17 protein-coding genes are annotated in these 15,865 nt (G+C 52.5%); 6 read left to right on the forward strand and 11 right to left on the reverse strand.

Going from position 1 to position 15,865, the window contains the following annotated elements:
- Positions 1-54 precede the first annotated feature (54 nt).
- Positions 55-690: a Spy/CpxP family protein refolding chaperone gene (locus AC07N2_RS06650; RefSeq protein ID WP_494777535.1), complete on the reverse strand. Its 636-nt coding sequence runs from the start codon at positions 688-690 to the stop codon at positions 55-57.
- A 322-nt stretch (positions 691-1,012) separates the two neighbouring features.
- On the opposite strand from AC07N2_RS06650, the gene AC07N2_RS06655 reads away from it, so the two are divergent.
- Positions 1,013-1,816, forward strand: coding sequence for a type IV pili methyl-accepting chemotaxis transducer N-terminal domain-containing protein (locus AC07N2_RS06655; RefSeq protein ID WP_494777536.1), 804 nt, complete (start codon positions 1,013-1,015; stop codon positions 1,814-1,816).
- 48 nt (positions 1,817-1,864) lie between these two features.
- On the opposite strand, the gene AC07N2_RS06660 is transcribed toward AC07N2_RS06655, so the two are convergent.
- The 4 genes from AC07N2_RS06660 to gpmA all read right to left on the reverse strand — a co-directional run bounded on the left by AC07N2_RS06660 (position 1,865) and on the right by gpmA (position 6,390).
- The gene (locus AC07N2_RS06660; RefSeq protein ID WP_494777537.1) at positions 1,865-2,617 is read right to left on the reverse strand and encodes a HesA/MoeB/ThiF family protein; all 753 of its coding nucleotides are present in this window, start codon (positions 2,615-2,617) and stop codon (positions 1,865-1,867) included.
- A gap of 91 nt (positions 2,618-2,708) precedes the next feature.
- Positions 2,709-4,190 carry a S41 family peptidase gene (locus tag AC07N2_RS06665; protein WP_494777538.1) on the reverse strand — a complete coding sequence of 494 codons (1,482 nt, stop codon included), beginning with the start codon at positions 4,188-4,190 and terminating at the stop codon, positions 2,709-2,711.
- A 2-nt stretch (positions 4,191-4,192) separates the two neighbouring features.
- Entirely contained in the window at positions 4,193-5,560 is a 1,368-nt protein-coding gene (locus tag AC07N2_RS06670) for a murein hydrolase activator EnvC family protein (protein WP_494778126.1), read from the reverse strand.
- A gap of 83 nt (positions 5,561-5,643) precedes the next feature.
- Positions 5,644-6,390, reverse strand: coding sequence for a 2,3-diphosphoglycerate-dependent phosphoglycerate mutase (gpmA, locus tag AC07N2_RS06675; RefSeq protein WP_494777539.1), 747 nt, complete (start codon positions 6,388-6,390; stop codon positions 5,644-5,646).
- 106 nt (positions 6,391-6,496) lie between these two features.
- On the opposite strand from gpmA, the gene AC07N2_RS06680 reads away from it, so the two are divergent.
- From AC07N2_RS06680 to AC07N2_RS06700, 5 genes are all read left to right on the forward strand, one after another.
- The gene (locus AC07N2_RS06680; protein ID WP_494777540.1) at positions 6,497-6,898 is read left to right on the forward strand and encodes a rhodanese-like domain-containing protein; all 402 of its coding nucleotides are present in this window, start codon (positions 6,497-6,499) and stop codon (positions 6,896-6,898) included.
- A 12-nt stretch (positions 6,899-6,910) separates the two neighbouring features.
- On the forward strand, positions 6,911-7,174 hold the full coding sequence (gene grxC, locus AC07N2_RS06685; protein ID WP_076593196.1) for a glutaredoxin 3: 264 nt from the start codon (positions 6,911-6,913) through the stop codon (positions 7,172-7,174).
- A gap of 74 nt (positions 7,175-7,248) precedes the next feature.
- Entirely contained in the window at positions 7,249-7,743 is a 495-nt protein-coding gene (secB, locus tag AC07N2_RS06690) for a protein-export chaperone SecB (protein WP_494777541.1), read from the forward strand.
- 73 nt (positions 7,744-7,816) lie between these two features.
- Positions 7,817-8,266 (forward strand): SH3 domain-containing protein, encoded by a 450-nt coding sequence (locus AC07N2_RS06695; RefSeq protein WP_494777542.1) that lies wholly within the window; start codon positions 7,817-7,819, stop codon positions 8,264-8,266.
- Between the two features lie 113 nt (positions 8,267-8,379).
- Positions 8,380-9,378 carry an NAD(P)H-dependent glycerol-3-phosphate dehydrogenase gene (locus tag AC07N2_RS06700; protein WP_494777543.1) on the forward strand — a complete coding sequence of 333 codons (999 nt, stop codon included), beginning with the start codon at positions 8,380-8,382 and terminating at the stop codon, positions 9,376-9,378.
- Positions 9,379-9,418: 40 nt separating this feature from the next.
- Here the strand turns inward: AC07N2_RS06700 and AC07N2_RS06705 are convergent, their stop codons facing one another.
- From AC07N2_RS06705 to AC07N2_RS06730, 6 genes are all read right to left on the reverse strand, one after another.
- Positions 9,419-9,748, reverse strand: coding sequence for a cupin domain-containing protein (locus AC07N2_RS06705; RefSeq protein WP_076593200.1), 330 nt, complete (start codon positions 9,746-9,748; stop codon positions 9,419-9,421).
- Positions 9,749-9,882: 134 nt separating this feature from the next.
- A complete protein-coding gene (locus tag AC07N2_RS06710; RefSeq protein WP_494777544.1) occupies positions 9,883-10,101 on the reverse strand; it encodes a hypothetical protein in 219 nt (72 codons plus the stop codon).
- 24 nt (positions 10,102-10,125) lie between these two features.
- On the reverse strand, positions 10,126-11,478 hold the full coding sequence (hslU, locus tag AC07N2_RS06715) for an ATP-dependent protease ATPase subunit HslU (RefSeq protein ID WP_494777545.1): 1,353 nt from the start codon (positions 11,476-11,478) through the stop codon (positions 10,126-10,128).
- Between the two features lie 33 nt (positions 11,479-11,511).
- Positions 11,512-12,048, reverse strand: a complete 537-nt coding sequence (hslV, locus tag AC07N2_RS06720; RefSeq protein WP_076593202.1) for an ATP-dependent protease subunit HslV — start codon at positions 12,046-12,048, stop codon at positions 11,512-11,514.
- A 123-nt stretch (positions 12,049-12,171) separates the two neighbouring features.
- On the reverse strand, positions 12,172-13,593 hold the full coding sequence (locus AC07N2_RS06725; protein WP_494777546.1) for an STAS domain-containing protein: 1,422 nt from the start codon (positions 13,591-13,593) through the stop codon (positions 12,172-12,174).
- 182 nt (positions 13,594-13,775) lie between these two features.
- Positions 13,776-15,788 (reverse strand): TonB-dependent receptor, encoded by a 2,013-nt coding sequence (locus AC07N2_RS06730; protein WP_494777547.1) that lies wholly within the window; start codon positions 15,786-15,788, stop codon positions 13,776-13,778.
- Positions 15,789-15,865: the final 77 nt, after the last annotated feature.

Here is a 15,865-nt window from a genome sequence, read left to right on the forward strand (position 1 = left end):
CGCGCCTGCATCCCATTTTATGGAGGCAGGCGCGCTCATTACGCAGAGCCCGTTTTACTGAGCGGCTGGTGCAGGTGCTTGTGGTGCTGCGCCTGGACCACGGTCAGGACCATGGCCGTGACGTGGGCCATGACCAAAACGGTGACCGAAGCCAGGGCCGTGTTTGCTCAGTTGCTCAACTGCTTTCACGCGCTGTGCTGGGGTCAGAACTTCTGCTGCATCTGCAAATGCTTGGCTCATGCGACGCGAACGTTGATCAGCCAGTTTTTGCTCGGTTTGACGTACTTGTTCGAGTGCCTTGCGATCGATGGTCGGCTGCGCCAACAGTTTCAGACCTTGTGCATGTGCGGCACGGCTTTGTTCGTGCAATGGACGCAGGTCGGTGAATGCAGCCTTGGCAATAGCGTCGAGTTTGGTTTTTTGTTCCGGTGTGGCATCTGGTACCAGACGACCAAGCATGCGATCAAAGCGTTTTCCTGCCTGTTCAGGATTCATCTTGCCGCGATGGTCAAAGTGTTTTTGTTGCGTCGTGGTTTGCGGTGCCTGGCCTTCTTGTGCGTAGCTGACGCCTGCGAAGGAAAGGACGCTGACGATAGCAGCAGTTGCACCGACCATCATCAAGCGGCGACCGCGCGACGCAGTTTGAACTGGTGCAATAGTCATTTTGTTCAGTGGGGTTTGCTTGTTCATTTAAAGCTCCTTTGTCTATCAATGGTGCCGGCTGTTCTGTGCTGGCATGTTGATACTTTAGGAGACCACTGTTGCGCAATCGCATGCGAGCCGTAAAGTTATGTAAAGGCTGGATCAGCCCTTGTTGGTGCGTTCATTACCCTGCTTATTACTGATATTGGCTTTGCGCACCAGTTTGGGTGGGGAAAATCATCCTTATTGGATATGGCTACTTTGATGGAGATCGTATAGCGCTTGGCACAGCTTTTGCACCGAATCAATAGTGCAACGCATGGCGTTACTCACGATATTTGCCTTAGTCAAAGAATAATAAGGAATAAAAATGAACAGGCGTCACTTTCTCCATGCCAGTCTACTGGCCAGTTCCACCTTGTTGGTCGGTGTGTATGCACAGGCCGATGCGCGTATAGGCAGCATCAACGATGCCATCAATAAATCCGGTCGTCAGCGCATGCTGTCGCAACGTTTGGCCAAATCCTATTTGCAGATCGGGCAATCCATCGATTTGCCTCGCTCACAGAAAATATTCACGCTATCGATGGCTTTGTTCGAGCGCCAATTGGCTGATCTGGAATCGTACGCACCTACGCAGGAGAACAAGGCAACGCTGGTTGATTTGAAAAAAACGTGGGGAAGCTACAAAGAGGTATTGATAAAGAATCCACCGAATCAGCAAGACGCCAAATCGGTCATGACGATCAATGAAGAAGTGCTGACATTGGCGCATGCATCAACGTTGCAATTGGAAAAATTAGCGGGAAGCACGGCCGGACATCTCGTCAATATCGCTGGACGGCAACGCATGCTGTCGCAGCGTATGGCAAAGTTCTATCAAGCGATCAATTGGGGTGTGGCTTCATCGAATGCCTTGGTTAATCTGGCCAAGGCGCGCGATGAATTTTTGACGGCGATGGCAGAGTTGTCAGCTTCGCCGAAAAATACACTGCTCATCAAACAGGAAATCACGCTGGCGCAGCAACAATGGTTTTTCTTCGACCAGGCATTGAAAAGCAGTGCGATCAGCAACGATAGCAAAGTGCGCTTCGCTACCAATGTTGCAACCAGTAGTGAACGCATACTGGAGACGATGGACAAGATTACCGGCTTGTACGAACAACTGACGTGAGTGAATGACACGTTCTTCGTCAGTTGGTGCTGATTGTTGATGTGGTGTTTAGTGTGCTTGTCCACATATGCTGCAATTGGCATTGCGTGCGATCTTGATGCTGCTCCATTCCATCGTACGAGCATCCAGCAATAACAAACGTCCAGCCAGTGACTCACCAATTCCCGCGACCAGCTTCAATGCTTCTGCCGCCTGCATGCTACCTATGATGCCGACGAGTGGAGCGAAGACGCCCATGGTGCCGCAATTTACCTCTTCAAATTCCTGATCTTCCGGGAATAGACAAGCGTAGCAAGGTGCGTTGCCGCCGCGTGGATCGAACACGCTGATCTGGCCGTCGAACTTGATCGCAGCGCCTGATACCAGTGGTACGCGATTGGCAACGCAGGCACGATTGATCGCATGACGGGTTGCAAAATTGTCGCTGCAATCGAGCACGACAGACGCATTGCGCACCAATTCGTTCAAGCGTTCGCCGGATACGCGTTCTTTTAACGCGATGATATTGATGGTCGGATTGATGTCTTCCAGTGTTTGCTTGCCGGAGTCTGCCTTTGGTCGACCTACACGTTCCGTTGTGTGCAGAATCTGGCGCTGCAGATTGGTGAGATCGACAGTGTCGTCATCCACCAGCGTGATGGTGCCTATGCCTGCAGACGCGAGATAAAACGCGGCAGGCGAGCCGAGGCCGCCTGCGCCTATGATCAATGCATGCGCTGCCAACAGTTTTTCCTGGCCTTCGATATCGACTTCATCGAGCAGGATATGGCGTGAGTAGCGCAGTAGTTGGTGGTCGTTCATAAATAATCCGTGATGCTGATACAGGAATAAAAATAATCGGAACAATCAAAAAAAGCCGCATCGCTGCGGCCTTTTTTGTGAGCGATGACGATTACTTCTTGTCGCCGTTTTTCGGTTCTGCTTTTGGTTCTGTCTTCGGTTTGTTGATGCTAGGTTCTTCTTTCTTGGCTTCAGCTTTCACTTTCGACAGAACAACTGGCAAGCCCTTCAAGTGATTCAAGGCTTGCGTCAACTGGAAGTCATCCTTGCTACCGAATTCCAGTGGTTTGCGTTTTTTCTCCAATGCAGCGAGGCGTGCTTCTTCTGCCGGAGCATCGACTTCAGCATGGACTTCCGGTCCCTTGTCTTTGTCGTTGCTCAGATGCTTTTGCAAATCCGCTTCGCGTAAACGCAGACCGTTCAAGCCATCGCCATCTGCTGTTTCATCCACCATCAGATCCGGCACGATACCTTTTGCCTGGATCGAGCGACCATTCGGCGTGTAGTAACGAGCGGTGGTCAGCTTGACTGCAGTATCTGCAGACAATTGACGTATGGTTTGCACCGAGCCTTTACCGAAGGTTTGTGTACCCATGATGGTGGCGCGCTTGTAATCCTGCAACGCGCCGGCCACGATTTCAGATGCCGATGCGGAGCCGGAGTTGACCAGCACGACCATAGGGATTTTCTTCAATGCTTCCGGCAGTTTCGCCAGTGGATCGCCGACTGCGCGCGTTGCATAGAATTCGCGACGTGCGTAGAAGGTTGCTTTGGAGTCCGGCAACTGACCATTGGTGGAAGTGACGACTACATCCTTAGGCAGGAACGCTGCGGAGACGCCGATTGCGCCTGGCAATACGCCGCCCGGATCGTTACGCAGATCGAGTACCAAACCTTTCAGGTTCGGGTCTTGTGCGTACAGTGCAGCGATTTTCTTCGCCATGTCATCTACGGTTGGTTCCTGGAATTGCGAGACACGCAGCCACGCATAGCCAGGTTCTACCATTTTCGCTTTCACGCTTTGCACACGGATTTCCTGGCGTGTGATCGTGATGATGATAGGTTTGTCTTCGTCCTTGCGGGCGATGGTCAGTGTGATTTTGGTGTTGGGTTCACCGCGCATCTTTTTGACGGCTTCGTCCAGCGTCATGCCTTTGACCGGCGTGGAATCCAGACGAGTGATCAAATCGCCTGCCTTGATGCCGGCGCGATAAGCTGGTGAATCTTCAATAGGGGAGATAACTTTGACGTAGCCGTCTTCCATCCCGACTTCGATACCGAGGCCGACAAATTTGCCTTGTGTGCCTTCGCGCAATTCCTTGAATGCTTTCTTGTCAAGGTAGGCGGAGTGCGGGTCGAGCGAGGAGACCATGCCGGAAATGGCTTCGGTCAGCAGCTTCTTGTCGTCGACCGGTTCTACGTAATCCGATTTAATGAGACCGAATACTTCGGATAACTGACGTAATTCTTCTAGTGGTAGTGGCGTACCGGTGGCATTTTTCTGCGCCATCGCATCCAGTTGTGTCCCCATTACGATCACGCCGGCAATCATGCCTAAGCCGACTAGTCCGATATTTTTGAGTTTCGTTCCCATGTTCACCTAATAGTTACCCAACCGAGTGGGTCAAACGCGCGGCCTTGGTGCCGCATTTCAAAGTATAAACCTGATTGTTCATTACCGCCGCTATTACCTGTATTGGCGATGATATCGCCTGCCTTGACGGTATCGCCGGCATGTTTCAACACGGATTGATTATTGCCGTAAATCGTCATGTATTGGCTGCCGTGATCAACGATGATCAAATTGCCAAATCCACGTAGCCATTCGGCGAAAACGACGCGACCGGCAGCAACAGCTTTGACTTCCGAACCTTCGGCAGCCCGAATAAACAGACCTTTCCAGCTAGGACCATCGCCGCGCTTGCTGCCGAACTTGGCAGTCAGATCGCCACGTACCGGCAAGTGCAAGCGCCCACGCAAAGCAGCAAATACTCCGTCTTGGACGCTAGCATCGGGTGTGAGTTCATTCCTGGCCATTGATTTGGCTGGCGGTTCATCGTCTTCGATCGCATCCGGGTTGGAAATTTTACCGTTGGAAGCACGATTATCTGGGGTAGTGCGGGTTTTGGCTTGCGCCAGACGTTTTTCCCGTGCCGCCTTGGCGCGTGCGGCTTGTTCCTGGCGACGTTTTTCTGCTGCCGCGGCTTCAGCCTTGCGCTGTTCCTGAATCAATACGGCCAGTTTGTCGACCAGACTGGAAAGGCGGCGTTCGTCGCGTTCGATATTGCCGGCTTCTTTGCGCTGGGCGGTGAGTTTGTTCGACAACTGTGCGAGCAGAGTGGCGCGCTGGGCTTTTTCTTTTTGCAGGATGGCGTGCTGATCGCGCGCTTCACTGGCAATTTCATCAAGTTCTTGCTTGGCGTTTTGTACTTCTGCCTGGTTTTCTTCGATGGCTTGCAAATTGGCGCGTAGCGATTCGATCAAAGTCGCTTGCGCGCGCGAGACGTAGCCCATGTACTGCAGCTCGCGATTGATGCGATTCGGGTTGTCGCCGGATAGCAGCAGCTTGATGCGGTCTTCATTGCCGGCGATGTATTGCTCGCGCAGCAGTTTGGCGAGCTGGTTTTGCTGGGTCTCAACGATTTTTTGCAGCGCGGCTTGTTGTTTGGATAAGTCGTTCAGCTTGGCTTCGGTTTGTCTTTGTTCCTGCGCCAGATCGCTCAAGGTGCGCTTGGCGTCGGAGATTGCTTCCTCCGATTTGGCCAAAGCGTCGGCGGCATAGCTTTTTGCAGTTTCTGTCTTATCTATGCTGCGTTTCAGCGTATTGAGCTTTTGCCGCAGATCGGCGCGTTCGCTCTCGGCGACCTTTTTTTGCTTGCTGCGGTCGGTGGCTTTTTGGGCGTGCGCGCTAGATTGAGCGCCGAAGAACATGGCCAGCAAAGCGCCGATGACCAAGAGACGCATGCCCGGCCATCGTTGCTGGTGTTGACTGACGGGCATGGTTTTACTGTATTTAATACGAGATCGCGGTGATATTGGCACGGAGTTTAGGCAGTTTGCCCGTGGCTGGCAGCAGCTTTGACGGCCGCGTCCAGCGATGCTTGGTCACCCAAGTAGTAGTGACGAATAGGTTTCAGGTTCTCATCCAGTTCATACACGATAGGGCGACCGTTCGGGATGTTCAGGCTGACGATATCTGCATCGCTGATGTCGTCCAGTATCTTGATCAAGGCGCGCAGGCTGTTGCCATGCGCCGAAATGACGATCTGTTTGCCGGCGAGTATGGACGGCACGATAGTGTTTTTCCAATACGGCTCGACGCGGATCAACGTATCTTTCAGACACTCTGCCAATGGAATTTCTTCGCGCTTCAGATTGGCGTAGCGAGGATCGTCGTAGGATGTGCGTGGATCGGCCGGATCCAGTGGGTCAGGCGGAATATCGTAGCTGCGACGCCAGGTCATGACTTGATCTGCGCCGAACTTGACGGCGGTTTCCGCCTTGTTCATGCCTTGCAGGGCGCCGTAATGGCGTTCATTCAGGTGCCAGTCGCAGACGACCGGTATCCACATCAAGTCCATTTCGTCCAGTGTCAGCCACATGGTGCGGATTGCACGTTTCAGGACGGAGGAATAAGCAAGATCGAACGTAAAGCCTGCTTCACGCAGCAATTTGCCAGCATGTTTAGCTTCGGTACGACCTTTTTCTGTCAGATCGACATCAGCCCAGCCGGTAAAGCGGTTATCGAGGTTCCATGTGGACTCGCCGTGACGCATCAATACGATTTTATACATGGCTCAAGTAGATAAATAATGGTTTTTTGATGCAAAATGCCGAATCCGAATTGTATTCGGTCTTCTATTTTATAATGCGAACACTCTTTCAACTAATTGGAACACCGTGAAATTCATCATTGATAACATTTTCCTCATCGGCATCGTACTGGTCTCCGGTGGCGCTTTAGTCCTCCATACCCTGCAACGCACAGGTGCCAAAGTTACTGCATTGCAAGCAACTCAGATCATTAATCAAGGAAAAACGTTGATTCTTGATGTGCGTCCTGCAGCTGATTTCGCTGCCGGCCATATCCGTGATGCGAAAAACATTCCGTTGAAAGAATTGAAAGGCCGCGTGGCTGAATTGGAAAAATTCAAAGCTCGTCCGGTGATTGTTGTCTGTGCCAAGGGCTTGCAATCGACCAAAGCAACCGCACAACTGAAGAAAGAGGGTTTCACCGAAGCCACTAGTTTACTCGGTGGGCTGGATGCTTGGCAATCGCAAGGTTTGCCGGTCACCAAGTAAAGAGGAAAAATTATGACTGCGCATGTAGTGATGTATAGCTCAGGCGTCTGCCCGTATTGCACGATGGCAGAGCGTTTGTTGGCGGCCAAAGGCATAGATAATATTGAAAAAATCCGTATCGATCTCGATCCCGCACAACGCGTGGCGATGATGGAGAAGACCGGACGCCGTACTGTGCCGCAAATCTATGTCGGCGAAACCCATGTTGGCGGTTTTGACGACTTGAACGCGCTGGAACGTCAAGGCAAGCTGGATGCCTTGCTGCAAAGCGCGTAAGCGTATAAATTCCACTATTCGCAAGTAAGCAGGAGGGCGATGCCCTCCTTATTTAATCTCAATGAAAGTGCTTCATGGCTGACGAAAATCTGCAACCTGTATTCCAGATCCAACGTGTTTACCTGAAGGATCTGTCGCTCGAACAACCGAATTCCCCAGCTATTTTCCTGGAACAGGAACAACCTTCGATCGAAGTCGCGGTTGATGTCGGTGCGCAGCCACTGGCTGAAGGTATTTTTGAATCGTCCGTGACCATCACGGTAACGGCCAAGATCAATGACAAGATTGCTTTCCTGGTTGAAGGCAAGCAAGCCGGTATTTTTGAAATTCGCAATATCCCGGACGAACAACTCGATCCATTGCTTGGCATCGGTTGCCCGAACGTGATTTACCCGTACCTGCGTGCCAATATCGCGGATGCAATTACGCGTGCCGGCTTCCCGCCTGTACATCTGTCCGAAATCAATTTCGAAGTGTTCTATCAGCAACGTCTGGAAGCCCTGGCGCAACAGCAAGCTGAAAACAGCACAGGCATCGTAATGGCCGACGGTTCGGCAGCAAGACACTAAGCTTTTCAATATGCCTGCAGGTGCGTTGTTAAACGCGCCTGCAGCGCTCCAGACAATTCCGAAGGTGATTTACATGAAATGGTCTGCTCCTCTTTTCTCCGTCCTGTTTGTTGCCGTACTGGGCACGAGTGTGGCTCACGCCGTTGAATACAAATCGGTAGGCGCGAATCCTGCGGTCTTGTATAACGCACCATCCGAAAAAGGTCGCAAAGTATTCGTGGCACCGCGCGGCATGCCGGTAGAAGTTGTGTTGACGCAAGAAGGCTGGAGCAAGGTGCGTGACGCAGCTGGCGATCTGGCATGGGTAGAGGCCAAGACACTCACTGCAAAACGTAATGTGGTCGTGACCGTTGCCAACGTTAAATTGCATGCTACTGCCGATGATGCTTCTGCCACCGTATGTACTGCAGACAAAGGCGTATTGCTGGAATTAGCCGCACCACCGGCTGCCGGTTGGGTCAAGCTCAAGCATCGTGATGGTCAAATTGGTTTTGCCAAAGTCAGTGAAGTGTGGGGCGAGTAATCGTCTCTGTCGCATCTGATTGCATCGCATTGTTGTAGGCCTTGTTATCCAATGACGGTTGTTCGTCTTTTGCCTGTTAGTATTCTCTCCATCTTGGTCACCAAATCCACCGCATGAATATCTCAATACTTGGCGCAGGCGCATGGGGCACAGCCTTGGCGATGTCGCTGGCTGATCGCCATTCCGTTGTGTTGTGGGGGCGCGATGCAAGCGTCATGCAGGATGCGGAAACGCGTCGCGAGAATTCGGCTTATTTGCCAGGATTTCGTTTTCCAGACAATTTATCTTTGAGCTCTGATCTGACAGCAGCGATCGCGCATGTCGGATCGGATGGCTTGTTGCTGGTCGCAACTTCGCTGTCCGGCTTGCGGCCGCTGGCGACGCAATTGAAGTCGTATGCAATTCCCAATCTGGTTTGGTTATGCAAAGGCTTTGAAGAAAAAACGCATCTATTGCCGCATCAAATCGTGCATGAAATATTGGGTGGCGAGATTCCTGCCGGTGCCTTATCCGGCCCGTCTTTTGCACAGGAAGTTGCGCGTGGTTTGCCATGCGCATTAGCGATGGCATCCGATAATGCAGCATTGCGTGAGCGTGTCGTTAGCGTAATGCACGGACAAACTATTCGTATTTATTCGACTGACGATTTGATCGGCGTCGAAGTTGGCGGCGCAGTTAAAAATATCCTCGCGATTGCCACCGGAATTATCGATGGCCTGGGACTGGGCTTGAATGCGCGTGCGGCACTGATTACGCGCGGCTTGGCAGAAATCACACGTTTCGGTGTTGCGCTGGGTGGTCGGGTGGAAACCTTTATGGGTTTGGCTGGTGTTGGCGATTTGATTTTGACCTGCACCGGCGATTTGTCGCGTAATCGCAAGGTTGGTTTGGGTTTGGCGCAAGACAAGAAACTGGATCAGATAGTGCGCGAGCTAGGTCACGTGGCAGAAGGTGTACGTTGCGCGCAAGCCGTGCGTGAGTTGGCGGCTGAGCATGGTGTTGATATGCCGATCACCAATGCTGTTGCAGGTGTATTGTTTGAAGATGACTCACCACGTGAGATGGTGAAGCGCTTGCTGTCACGCGATTCGCGTGACGAGACTGCTGCCTGATTTTCCAGCATCGCCGCCCGGCGATGCTTTCAATTCCACATCAATGCTGCAATAGCAGCGTCAATAAAACGGACGAGTCTTCCAGCGCATGCAGGGAGTGCGGTTCGCCGCCTGCCAGATAGACCAATTCACCGGCGCGCAAGATTTGCGTAGCCTGATGCGCATGCAATTCGATAGAGCCTTCCAGGCATTGAATCGTGACGGCACCGGGCACCTTGTGCTCAGGCATACCTTTGCCGCGCGGGAGTACCAAGCGCATCAATTCAAGTTGGGGTGTTTTAAACAGGGCGTTCGAGACGGCGCTGGAGATGCGCGTGCCGAGTGGGCGTATGTCGATCAGTTGGCCGGATGTTGCGTGCGGTAGAGCCATGATGTTCTCCTCAAGCTTGTTATCACGCGTGTGAAATGAGCGTCCCGCGTTTGTTATAACAAACAAAACGCGCCGGATCAATCGACAATCCGATAGTCGATTGATTCAGTAGGGTATTGGGAATTTGTGGCTGCTTACTGCTCTTCCGGTTCTGACAACTTGGTTTTCAGCAAACGTTTCTGCTCTTGCCGTTGCCCGGAAATGGATTTTTGATGTGCACCGCCCACACGTTGTTTGGCCGCGAGCGCGACGTGATTGCGCGGTTTCAGCGCTTGTTGTGTAGGCTCTATGCGTATCGTGAGCTTCTGTCGTTTGGCGAGTGCTTTATTGGCCATGGCATTTATGGCGCGCATGGTGTTGTCATGCGCGCCATCCGATTACAACACGTAACGTGACAAATCTTCATTCACTGACAATGCGCCCAGTCTTTCATTGACGTAGGCGGCATCGATAGCCAGCGTCTGCTCTGGGCTATCCGTAGCGGAAAACGAGATTTCTTCCAGTAATTTTTCCATCACTGTGTACAAGCGGCGCGCACCGATGTTTTCAGTTTTTTCATTTACTGAATAAGCGATTTCCGCCATGCGCTGTATACCGTCCGGCGAGAATTCGATTTTCACGCCTTCGGTAGCCAGCAGGGCTTCGTATTGCTTGGTCAGGCAGGCGTCGGTGCTGGTTAGTATGCGTTCGAAGTCGGCAATCGACAAAGACTCCAATTCCACGCGTATCGGAAAGCGGCCTTGCAGTTCCGGGATCAAATCCGATGGTTTGGCCAGATGGAAAGCACCCGATGCAATGAACAGGATGTGATCGGTTTTGATCATGCCGTACTTGGTATTGACGGTAGTGCCTTCAACCAAAGGCAGCAAATCGCGTTGCACACCAGCACGCGAGACATCGGCGCCGCCGTTTTCCGAGCGGGTCGCGATCTTGTCGATTTCATCGAGGAAGACGATGCCGTTTTGTTCAACGTTGTTGATGGCTTTTTGCTTCAGCTCATCTTCGTTGACCAGCTTGCCGGCTTCTTCTTCGATCAAGAGCTTCATCGCATCCTTGATCTTGATCTTGCGTGTTTTCTTACGGCTAGCCCCCACACCAGAGAACATTGATTTGATTTGCTCGGTCATTTCTTCCATGCCGGGCGGTGCCATGATTTCCATCGTTGGACCGGCTTCGGCCAATTCGATTTCGATCTCGGTATCGTCCATGGTGCCTTCACGCAAACGCTTGCGGAAAGTCTGGCGTGTGGCGTTGCCCGTGGTTGGTGCAGTGTCAGATGGAGTCGTGGAGGACGATGGATGGAAGCCGAAATCGCGTGCTGGCGGTACCAGAATATCGATGATGCGATCTTCTGCAGCATCTTCAGCGCGTGCGCGTACTTTGCTCTTCTCTGCCTCGCGTGTTTGCTTGATGCCGATATCGATCAGGTCACGGATGATGGTGTCTACATCGCGGCCTACATAACCGACTTCAGTGAACTTGGTGGCTTCGATCTTGATGAAAGGTGCATCAGCCAGCTTGGCGAGGCGGCGTGCAATTTCGGTTTTGCCGACGCCGGTCGGTCCTATCATCAGAATGTTCTTGGGCGTGATCTCGTGGCGCAAAGGCTCGGCGACTTGCTGACGACGCCAGCGGTTACGCAATGCAATCGCGACGGCGCGCTTGGCGCGGCCTTGTCCGACTACATGTTTATCGAGTTCTGAAACAATTTCCTTGGGTGTCATGTTCATGATGTTTTTTCGCAAAATGTTACGGTCAACACGTTAATCCAGCGTTTCTATCGTGTGCGACAGATTGGTGTAGATGCAGAGTTCGCCTGCAATCGTCAGTGATTTCTTGACGATTTCCAGCGGTGACAGATCGGTGTTTTCTTGCAAGGCTTTGGCGGCCGATTGTGCGTAAGTGCCGCCGGAGCCGATCGCGCCTATGCCGTCGTTTGGTTCCAGCACGTCGCCGTTACCGGTGATGATCAGTGTGGTTTCATGATCGGCGACCAGCAACATGGCCTCCAGACGGCGCAACATGCGGTCGGTGCGCCAATCCTTGGCCAGTTCCACCGAGGCGCGCATTAAATGCCCCTGATGCTTCTCCAGCTTGCTTTCAAAGCGCTCCAGCAAGGTGAAGGCATCTGCGGTGCCGCCGGCAAAGCCGACCAGTACCTTGCCGTTGTAGACCTTGCGCACTTTGCGCGCAGTGCCCTTCATGACGATATTGCCTAATGTGACTTGTCCATCGCCGCCGAGCGCAACAATGTTGCCGCGCCGCACTGACAAAATGGTGGTGCCGTGAAATTGTTCCATGCTTGCCTCTGTAATGAATGGGCTGAGGTTATGAGTCATCGCGCCAAAAGCGGATACTCACGAAAAAATGGGGACGGACTATGCGATTACAAGTCGAAATTGTGCCGTGATATTGCAGAGATCTTAGTTTTTGCGCGGGACGATGCGTACTGCTTCTGTTATTCCCATGACATCACATAAGGCAATGATGAAATGATTGGCGCTATACAGTTCTATGGTTTTGCCACTGTTGATCAGCGGGAGTAAATCACCGAACAAGCGTCCTGCCGCGTTGAAATCCATGCGCGTCAGCTGTGTGCAATCCAGGATCACGGGATTATGTGTGTGTGCATACACCGTGATGTTCTTGCCCAGTGAGTCGGTGCGCGCGTCGATCACGACCGGCATCATGAAATGATCAAGCCGCTCGTCATCCAGTGTGACGGATTCTTCCGCATCGGTCACAACCTTGTTCTGCGGTGCGACAAAGGCGGGTGGCGATACTTCAAAGGTGATGCAGTAATCGATGCTGGTTTCTTCGAAATCGGATTCACGATTCAATAGGCGCAGGATTTCGAGCAATAGCAGCCATGGTGCTTCAGTTTCATCACGTCGACCTACTTGCAGAATCGCACGGATTTTTTCTGCCAATTCAGGCGCGCCGACCAGGATCAGCTTGTGATTGGATTTTTGCAAACGTTTCAGGATATTTAACAGCAAGCCACAGCCGACTGGATGGACTTCTGCCACGCGCGCAAATTCCAGCTTGAGCACATCGCTCATCTCAGCCAAGTTCTTGATGCGTTCCAGTTGCTTGATGATGCTGGCGTCGAGTTTGCCGGAGAAGGCAACGCTCGGTGTGGTGCTAGTGCGTGCGACAGCCGCTTTGGGCGTTTCGGTGGCGCTGCTTTCTACCCATGTCGGCGGCGACATTTCAAACTTGTTCGCGTATTCGATAGACAGGTTTTCAAACAATGCACGTTGGCCGGTGATTTGATACAGGTCGAATAACATGCCCCACACTGTCAGCGGTGTGTTGCCGAGCGCCTCTTCTGCAATGGCATTTAACAATACTGGTTCGACCAGATCGGTTTGGCCGTTGGCAAACAGAATGGCGGCTTCTTCAATAACAGGCGCTGCTTCCGATTTGGAAATGGCGACCGGTCCGATGACGGTTTCTGCACCCAGCAAGAATGCAGTGCTGGCTCCCATGATGTCGGGCAGCATCGATGGCTGATCTAACTGTGGCGGTGCTACGGTTTTGGGTTTGCTGTTGATCTGCGTATCTGGTGCACGCGTGTTGGTATTGAGAAACTGGCTAGGTGGTCCGGGCATGGTGTTGCCACTGAACGGCAAGGGTTTGACGAACTCCGACGACATTTCCGATTCGATGGCATCGATCTTCATGGCGGTCGCATGCGCGGCTTTGCGCTGCACCTGTTCGTTTTCGCTTTTTGCGTTAACGCGAGCCGTATTGCTGTCACGTTTCTTTTGCGAAGATTCCGCTTCAGTCGGCTTTCGTGCCGGCTGGCGCTCCTTCTTGCCAAATAGCGAAAAAATCCCCACGTCTATCCTGATAAGCAATGGCGTGCAATTTTAATAAGTACGCCAAGTTGTTAAGACGCCCCTTTAGAGGCAGTGTTAAAAATCCGCTTAAAGGTAACACAAAGCGACCCGCCGATTACAGTGGGTCGCCTTGTATAGGCAAAAATTTGCGTTAGCGATACAACATGTTTTAAGGACTGGTTTTAAAAACTGGTGCGCACGCCAATAATCAGGTTTCTGCCCGGCAGCGGCGCCACTTCACGCAGCACCGAAGTTGACAGGTGGATATCGTCGTTCAGCAAATTCTTGACGATGGCAAACCAGGTAATCGGCATGGCATTGTAGTTTTGCGTGTACGACAAATTGGCATCGACTTGCGTATAGGATGGCGTGACGAAATTCTCGAAACTGGCCAGACGGTCTTGCTTCTCTGCATGCAATACCTTCAAGCCGGAACGCCAGTTGCCTTCGCGATAGCCGATTTCCGCGCCGAAGCGGGTAGTCGGTTGCAAAGGCAGATTACCGGCGCCGGTCAAGGTGCCGCGTGAAGTATCGGCAAAACCGCGCCACGACAAACCGTTGCCGCGCAGGTTATAGCTGACTTCTGCTTCTATGCCGCGTATGACAGCGTCGTTTTGCGACCAGAAGCGCTCCATGAATTCACCGCTAGGATCGACAGCACCAGTGTCATCGACACGTGTGCCATCGGTACGGCCGTAGACGTAGTTCTTCACATTATTCTGGAAGACATTGGTTTTCCAGCGGATCAAGCCTTCGGTTTTTTGCAGGCTTAATTCGATGTTGTGCGAAGTTTCCTTGCGCAGATTGGCATCACCAATATCGTAGGTGGCGGTCGATTCGTGCGGACCGTTGGAATACAGTTCTTCAATTGCTGGCGCACGTTGTGCCACTGATCCGGTCAAGCCCAGGCCATAACCCTTGGTGAAGGTCCACAAGCCGCCCAACGAATATGAGCCCAGATTGAAGTCACGCTGTACCAGGCCTGATGTGGCATCAGGTTTGCGTTTGACCGATTCGATGCGGGCACCTGCGCTGACGCGGAAGGGGCCGAAATCACGTTCTTCCACCAGGAAGCCTGCAATCGATGTGCTCTTGGTGATCGGTACTGTTTCTGGTCCGCTGCCATCGGCCGCCAAGGCGGAGAAGGTTGAGTTTTCTGTTTGCAGACCGAAGCTACCGCGCCAGCCGGCGATCGGTTTATGCGTCAATTCCCAGCGCGTTTCCGTCGCATTGTTTTTGAAATCGGTGGACGGTGTGCCGTCGGCCTGATTCTCTGTGTGCTTGTAATCGGTGTGGCCGATTTTGAAGCGGAAGGATTCGAAGTTGCCGAACGGTTCCTTGATCAAGCCATCAATGTCGTAGCGATTTTGCTTCAAGGTGATGAAGGATTTTTCTGCGGTGGGAATGCCGTAGCGATCATCGTTGACGCCGACCGATGCACCTATGTGTCCCCAGCTTTGAATATACGATGCGCCGAAGCCAACGCTATTGGAGCGTGCGAAGGAGTTGGGTAATTTCCCTGAACCTAAACTTGGATCGCTCAGACTGACGTTGCCGGGGATTTTGTAATCTTTTGCATCGCGAGCATTGCCATCAACATGCAGGCCGATGTCACCCGCCGCGCCATCAATGGAGAAGGACATATTCTTCATTTGATCTGCCGTGCCGTAGCGCACTTCTGCATCGCCGGTTGGCTTGGCGTTTAGGACGGTAGGGATGCGGTTGTTGATGATGTTGACGACGCCGCCTATTGCGCCGGAGCCGTATAGCAATGCTGCCGGGCCGCGCAGGATTTCGATTTGTTGCGCAGTCGATGCTTCGCCAGCGACGGCGTGGTCATTCGACAGACTGGATGCATCCATTACCGACATGCCGTTTTGCAGAATCTTGACGCGTGGACCCTCCATGCCGCGAATGATGGGACGCGACGCGCCGGCACCGAAAGCCGAGGCGGAGACGCCGAGTTCTTGCGACAGCGTATCGCCTAATGAGTTGCCGAGCTTCTCGCGCAATTCATCGCCGTACAGCACTTTGGCTGGTGCCATGATTTGAGCGTTTTCATCATTGCCGAATGGTGTAGACGTAACGACGACGGCAGGCAGTGTTTGTTCTGCCGACTGAGCAAGAGCAGATGTAGATAAAGAGGCGAGCGCGGATAGGACGGCGCTGGCCAATAGAGTGCGTTGGGCGATCATGATACTTCCTTGAAAACGAATAAAGACGAGCGCAAGCCGATAGCAATGTGATCGGATGCGGCAGGAAAGGAAATTCA

It is taken from the genome of Herminiimonas sp. GW821-FHT09C12 (genome assembly GCF_059416385.1).

Bases quoted from the DNA above. Each gene is read 5' to 3' on its own strand.
- AC07N2_RS06650 (WP_494777535.1), bottom strand. From the start codon at position 690: ATGAACAAGCAAACCCCACTGAACAAAATGACTATTGCACCAGTTCAA.
- AC07N2_RS06655 (WP_494777536.1), top strand. From the start codon at position 1,013: ATGAACAGGCGTCACTTTCTCCATGCCAGTCTACTGGCCAGTTCCACC.
- AC07N2_RS06660 (WP_494777537.1), bottom strand. From the start codon at position 2,617: ATGAACGACCACCAACTACTGCGCTACTCACGCCATATCCTGCTCGAT.
- AC07N2_RS06665 (WP_494777538.1), bottom strand. From the start codon at position 4,190: ATGGGAACGAAACTCAAAAATATCGGACTAGTCGGCTTAGGCATGATT.
- AC07N2_RS06670 (WP_494778126.1), bottom strand. From the start codon at position 5,560: ATGCGTCTCTTGGTCATCGGCGCTTTGCTGGCCATGTTCTTCGGCGCT.
- gpmA (WP_494777539.1), bottom strand. From the start codon at position 6,390: ATGTATAAAATCGTATTGATGCGTCACGGCGAGTCCACATGGAACCTC.
- grxC (WP_076593196.1), top strand. From the start codon at position 6,911: ATGACTGCGCATGTAGTGATGTATAGCTCAGGCGTCTGCCCGTATTGC.
- secB (WP_494777541.1), top strand. From the start codon at position 7,249: ATGGCTGACGAAAATCTGCAACCTGTATTCCAGATCCAACGTGTTTAC.
- AC07N2_RS06695 (WP_494777542.1), top strand. From the start codon at position 7,817: ATGAAATGGTCTGCTCCTCTTTTCTCCGTCCTGTTTGTTGCCGTACTG.
- AC07N2_RS06700 (WP_494777543.1), top strand. From the start codon at position 8,380: ATGAATATCTCAATACTTGGCGCAGGCGCATGGGGCACAGCCTTGGCG.
- AC07N2_RS06705 (WP_076593200.1), bottom strand. From the start codon at position 9,748: ATGGCTCTACCGCACGCAACATCCGGCCAACTGATCGACATACGCCCA.
- AC07N2_RS06710 (WP_494777544.1), bottom strand. From the start codon at position 10,101: ATGCGCGCCATAAATGCCATGGCCAATAAAGCACTCGCCAAACGACAG.
- hslU (WP_494777545.1), bottom strand. From the start codon at position 11,478: ATGAACATGACACCCAAGGAAATTGTTTCAGAACTCGATAAACATGTA.
- hslV (WP_076593202.1), bottom strand. From the start codon at position 12,048: ATGGAACAATTTCACGGCACCACCATTTTGTCAGTGCGGCGCGGCAAC.
- AC07N2_RS06730 (WP_494777547.1), bottom strand. From the start codon at position 15,788: ATGATCGCCCAACGCACTCTATTGGCCAGCGCCGTCCTATCCGCGCTC.